General features: G+C 53.4%; 5 protein-coding genes. 2 read left to right on the top strand and 3 right to left on the bottom strand.

The annotated features are described in order from the left end of the window. Window positions 1-3: 3 nt before the first annotated feature. Window positions 4-1,220 (bottom strand): IS3 family transposase gene (locus HMPREF2526_RS04220; RefSeq protein ID WP_148139537.1). Its coding sequence is split into 2 segments (ribosomal slippage): window positions 4-959 and window positions 959-1,220, totalling 1,218 coding nucleotides; the frame shifts between segments, so codons are not numbered across the junction. A gap of 608 nt (window positions 1,221-1,828) precedes the next feature. Here HMPREF2526_RS04220 and HMPREF2526_RS04210 point away from each other — a divergent pair. After that, window positions 1,829-3,064, top strand: coding sequence for a DNA cytosine methyltransferase (locus HMPREF2526_RS04210; protein ID WP_210384390.1), 1,236 nt, complete (start codon window positions 1,829-1,831; stop codon window positions 3,062-3,064). On the opposite strand, the gene HMPREF2526_RS04205 is transcribed toward HMPREF2526_RS04210, so the two are convergent. Next, window positions 3,061-3,930 (bottom strand): PDDEXK family nuclease, encoded by an 870-nt coding sequence (locus HMPREF2526_RS04205; protein ID WP_168163148.1) that lies wholly within the window; start codon window positions 3,928-3,930, stop codon window positions 3,061-3,063. The two genes, HMPREF2526_RS04210 and HMPREF2526_RS04205, sit on opposite strands and share 4 nt — an antisense overlap. 220 nt (window positions 3,931-4,150) lie before the next feature. Next, a complete protein-coding gene (locus tag HMPREF2526_RS13175; protein ID WP_148139536.1) occupies window positions 4,151-4,348 on the bottom strand; it encodes a hypothetical protein in 198 nt (65 codons plus the stop codon). A 627-nt stretch (window positions 4,349-4,975) separates the two neighbouring features. On the opposite strand from HMPREF2526_RS13175, the gene HMPREF2526_RS04200 reads away from it, so the two are divergent. Further along, on the top strand, window positions 4,976-5,671 hold the full coding sequence (locus HMPREF2526_RS04200) for a DUF4747 family protein (protein WP_148139535.1): 696 nt from the start codon (window positions 4,976-4,978) through the stop codon (window positions 5,669-5,671). Window positions 5,672-5,685 lie beyond the last annotated feature (14 nt).

Genomic DNA, 5,685 nt, shown 5'->3' with positions numbered 1-5,685 from the left:
TGGTTAGGCAGCTATTTCTTTTCTGCTGGTGGTTGAACCGGTGTGGTTCTCGAAGTCGACGGGGCTGACCATCCCGAGGGCGGAGTGCCGGCGCCGACGGTTGTAGACGACTTCAATCCAGTAGGCAACGGCCTTACGTGCGGCATCACGGGTAGACCAACGCTTACGGTCGTAGAACTCGGTTTTAAGCGTCGACCAGAACGACTCAGCCATCGCGTTATCGAAGCACACACCAGTACGCCCCACAGACTGGGCAATGCCCAGGCTGCGGCACACCTCCCAGAGCTTCTCGCTAGTGAATTGCGTTCCACGGTCAGCGTGAAACACCAGCCCATCAGGAACGTCACCGCGCAGCGTATGCGCCATCCGCAGGGCCCGTTCGACCAGGTGTGTGTCTTGAACGCTATCCATAGCCCAACCCAGCACCCTGCGGGAATGACCGTCGCGGACCGCGCACAAGTACAACCATCCCTCGCTGGTGCGCAGGTAAGTAATATCTGACATCCACACCCGGTTGAGCTCACCGGTATCAAACATGCGCTTGACCAGGTCAGGAAGAGTTGACTTACGCTTGGATTGAATCGTTGTCACCGGAACAAACGCACGCGGTGAAATCCCTTCAATGCCCATCATGCGCATCCGCTTAGCCACAGTCTTGCGATTCAATGTGATCTGGTAGCGCTCGGTAAGTTCTGCGGTGATCCGCGGAGCACCATAAACCTCATCAGAGTCTTTCCAAATCTGCTGAATCTTTCGGTCAACATCATCGTAAAATGCTGCCCGATCATCTTCGCCGGATAGTCGTTTCTGCTGCACATGGGCCCATTTGTAGTATCCAGACCGAGATACTTTTAATAGCCGTGCCATGCGTTTGATGCTGTAGTTTGCCTTCTCCTGCTGCATTAGTTCGAACTTTTCTGCTCGCGTTGCTTCGCGGCGAAGAAGGCTGTCGCTTTTGACAAAAACTCGTTATCCATCTTGGCCTCTGCCAACTCACGGCGCAGGCGAGCATTCTCAGCACGAAGATCAGCCTCACTCATCCCATCTGAAGCTCCTCGACGCTCACGCTCGAGTTTGACCCAGCGGCCTAAAAGCCCGGCGGAAACACCAATCTCCTTAGCCACATGGGCAATCGGGCGCTCTGACTCGATTACCAGGTTCGCGGCCTCACGCCGGTACTCCGGCGTGTACTTCTTGCGCTGTTGACTCACAATGAACATCCTCTCTTACGGACACAAGATCCGTACAAATAGGGTGTCCACTAAACGAGGGTAACCTCATTTCATCTTCACACCAGGGACCCCTACATGTTGTGGTGACCCGCTGAACCCGTCATGTTCTACCTCACCCCGCTACGCACCCCAAAACCGGAAGAGCCGGTTATCTTGATGTCGGCGTAGTTGTCGACGCAGACCATTGTTATGGGGTCTCCGCCCCATCTGCGCTGGATGTAGTGGCGGCGAGGTTTCCCGTGCCATGACAGGGTTGGTTTCCGTTCGCTCCAGGTTTGTTGCCGTGGCGCTGAAATGGGTTTCGGAACGAGAGACGTGTAGGGAAAGCTCCTATGAGTAGCATGGGGGAATCCGTTACAGGAAACTGAGCGCCTTACATACAGTGACGTAGTGAAATCTCCTAGGTAGACGCTTTCGCTAAAATCTCCCTAAAACAGAAAGTATTGCTTGGCAGCCGCACTTCCTACTTTTTGTTAAGAGAAGTTGTCCTACAACACCACAAAACCACCCGCGCCAATCGAACACCTGTTCCTTTAGATTGGTCGTATGGCGCACCCGAGCGGTACCGTATAGAGAAGTTTTAAGGAGGTATTGGCGTGGATAGCGCAGAGATTCCGTTTCTCTCTCTGTTTTCCGGTGCGATGGGGCTCGATCTAGGAGTTGAGCGCGCCGGGTTTGAAAGTCGGGTGGCAGTGGAAATTGACCAGGAGGCGGTACGGACAATCCGTCACAACCGGCCAAATCTACCCGTCGTGGACAGCTCGATTACCGAGACAACCGGCGAACAACTCATGAAGATCGCGGGCTTAACCGACGTTCCCCTCGTCGTCGGAGGTCCGCCCTGCCAGGCGTTTTCTGTATTTGGGAAACGCCGCGGAACCCAAGACACAAGAGGACAAATGCTTTGGGAGTTCCACCGCATTGTCAACGAGGTTCGCCCGCACGCTTTCATTATGGAAAACGTGCGTGGGCTTTTGTCGATGGCGGTCATCCCAAAGACTGACGAAAACGTACCAGACGACGACCCACGTCGAGAAAAAGGGAGCCTGCTCAAAGAGTTCATGGGTGCCATGAACGACATCGGTTACGCGGTGGACTGCTTCGTGGTCAACTCCGTCAATTACGGCGCTCCGCAGATTCGAGAGCGCTTAGTGCTCATTGGGAACAAACACAACCGACAGGTCGAGTTTCCTGTACCGCAGTTCTCTAATCGGCCAGAGGACGGGCTCCCACCATTTCGCACTCTTGGAGACGCGATTGGCGGGGAAGACTTCGTGGACCCAGACCCAGACTTGATGGACTTCTCGGAGCGTAAACTCCACTACCTCTCGATGATTCCCGAAGGCGGAAACTGGCGTAGCCTTCCTCCAGAAGTTCAGAAAGAGTCTATGGGCAAGTCGTACTACCTCAAGGGAGGCCGTAGTGCCTATTGGCGCAGGCTCTCCTTTGGCTACCCAAGCCCCACTGTGGTGACCATGCCAAATCATGCCGGAACCTCAATGTGCCACCCGAGGGAAACCAGGGCAATTACGGTTGGTGAAGCCGCAAGCATTCAAGAGTTCCCCCGTGACTGGAAGTTTCAAGGTACAGCAGCAGCCAAGTTCAGGCAGGTCGGCAACGCAGTTCCACCCCGTCTAGGGCAAGTCGCCGGCAACGTTGTGCGTGAACTTCTTTCGGAAATCGAAGCGAGTCCTGACCCGGAAGACTTGCCGAAACCTCGTGTTGTCCATCTACGCCCCCATGTCCGCACCCGGTCGTACTTCAAGGGAGGAGAGACAATTTTGGGCGAGCAGGGCTACTACAGTGCCGGAGAAGGTAAGGCTAGTGACTAGCCGTTAACCCGACGCAAGACGGCTTGCCAGTCCGGCGAACCGTCCGACAGGGCAAGCCCCTCAAACGCTTTCGATTCACGAATAAGTTTGTGGATATGCGCCTGCTGCTTGTCCTTGTCGGTAACTTGCTCGGCGGCTTGGATTAGCCCTTCTAGAACCCAGTCTTGAGTATCGTGCTCGCCGAAATTGAGCCAAGACCAGAACTCACGACCTGCATATACGTGAACCGCCTTCGACACGTTTCTGAGGTGGTGTTTAGCGTTCTTTGCGGGATCAGCGCCCCGCAAAATGGTGTACTTATCGGTTAGGTCTTGTTCTTGGCCATAAAGAACCCCGACGGCGACCTCGCCGTAAACTCCAGGATTTGGCTCCATGTAGTACTCATTGATTTGCGCAAAACTGGCATTCAAGTCCTTTGCGCCGCCGAGGTTGATAGTCCAAGGCGACGCTTTGAGTGAAAGCAGGTCCGTGTACCCATCGCGGTAGACGCTGTGGTCAATGTCATTAAAAGCCGAGTGGGAGTATGGCGGCGTAGAGTTCCTATACTTCGCATCAAACTTCTGCGTACCAAACACATGAGGCAAGAGTTTTTCGTCAATCATCTTGCCGAACCCAGTGAAGTGACCTCCAACTAGGTGCGACCCAAGCAGAAGTTCGCCGAGATCCTCGACACTGTCTAAGCCGTGGTACGCCATGACCATAGGCAACAGGAAGGGATTGACGTTGATGGTCTCCTTATTTCTACCAATCAGTTTCGTCTGGCGTGTTTTCATCCACCACTCACCGACGCGTTGGGACGCCTCAACAACATGGTCGTGCCCTTTTTTGCCGGGCGAACAGCGCTTCCTGATGTCGGTGTCTTCCATGTCTTTGACCGTAGCCGACATAATCGGACCTGAGACAGTCGACACACCTTGAAAAGGTGCGAAAGCGCAGGAATGCAAAAGTGGTAAGGTCGCTCAACTTCGGGGCCGGTAGGGGCCGTCCCAACCTGAGGTTACCCTAACCCTTTGGGGTGGGGCGGTGTCTGCCTTTGTCGCAAGACGATGCGTTACGTAGGACAATATGAAGAAGGTGTTCACCTACTTAAAGAGCCTCACGCCGACGCTGCACTTCGTACCGGTAAGTTTTCTCCGCATGCACCGCCAAGATAAGAGCCGAAACGTCCTGAAGCGGGTCACCCAACTGATTTGCATGACGCTTTGCTTTAGCGCGTAACTCCTGTAACGAAACGCCGCGAGCAGCAAGCAGTTCCGCCTCGGTGGGCTCGGAAGGATCAAACACACTCCTAAGGCTACTTCGAGTTTCCGGCGCAAGCACTGCAACGCACAACTGGGGCGGGATCCGGGTCAGTGAACGGTTTGGCTGCCGTGGCGAAAACAGGGTGAGGCCCGGGGAGGAAAGCGACGACTTCTGCGGCAGAGACCACGACAAGTTTCAAAGAGGGGCTTTAGCGGTTCCAGTACGCTCGTGACTCAAATACTCGATCGAAGTTCGAGCCCCGCGCTAGCTCACAACCACACCCCGTCGATGCAATGCTTTTAAGAATACAAAAGGCACCAAACAGCTAGACTTGATAGTCTGCCACGCCGAGAGTCATCTTGACGTTGCGGACGTACTCTCGATGAAATTCGGAGGCTGATACGCGCATCTGATAGTTGCTTGATCGCGCCAAGACATTTGCCCCAGTGGAGAAAAGTAGGGCTCAATGCGAGGATTATCAGTTTCAAAGTTGAACCAGCAGGGGTTCAGGACCACTCCAGAGATGCTGCGGAAATGGCTGCAAAGAGGGAAATCTGTGTATCCAAGGCAGCGGTTATGTAAAATTTGTACTTTTTACTGAAGCAGCACAATTTCTGCAGAATAGTCGATTGCTCATTTTGAGCGCGTTCAAGGGCTACACTTCTTCTCATGCCGTCGAAATCTGTCAAAGTCTATAGGGTCCAAATTGAGCCCCCTGTCGAGCCGTTTCTTTCAAGAGACAGCAATGGACAACGGGTGGAAAATGCGCTTTCGCAGGGGAGCGGCGTAGAGCGGTATGGGCGTATCTGGAGAGTTGGAAAAGTAGAGCAGGAAGGGAACGTCTTAATCGGAAAATTAGGGTTCGTTAATAGGCCCAAGACTTCTGAGGTTTGGGACGAGAATGAGCTTGATTTTCAAGAGTTCGAATTTAAGGATGGGTCGTCTGCCACGTTTGCGGTGAATCTTGAAACTCTTAAATTGGCTCTTCAGCCGACTGCAGATGTTTCGGTCACTAGTGCTTTAGGGGCTATACGTGCGCTGCTGTCCCTTGAAGGTGAGAAGTGGACTGTTAGCCCATTAAAGCGATCGATCGATTTTGAAACCTGGAAGTCAACCGTAGATAAGATTGTTCGCGTCAAATATAAGCTAAGAAAGCCAAATCCGCACTACGGTGAAGCAAAGAGTCTTGAAGAGGTTATGGAAAGTGCTGAGGCCGAAGTCGTAGCACTCGAAATGTCATCGAGCAAAGGCCTTGACCTTGGCTCTCAGTTTCTAAGAGAGACGCAAATGCACACTGACCGTGGGTACGGGGAAGCAGACTTTACTGGAACTCGACGTAGCACCAGTGAGGTTACCCTCGTTTAGTGGACACCCTATTT

This window comes from Corynebacterium sp. HMSC070E08 (assembly GCF_001808895.1).
Classification (GTDB): domain Bacteria; phylum Actinomycetota; class Actinomycetes; order Mycobacteriales; family Mycobacteriaceae; genus Corynebacterium; species Corynebacterium hiratae.
Note: the sequence above shows the minus strand (reverse complement) of the source record. Positions and strands in the feature narration are given on the sequence as shown.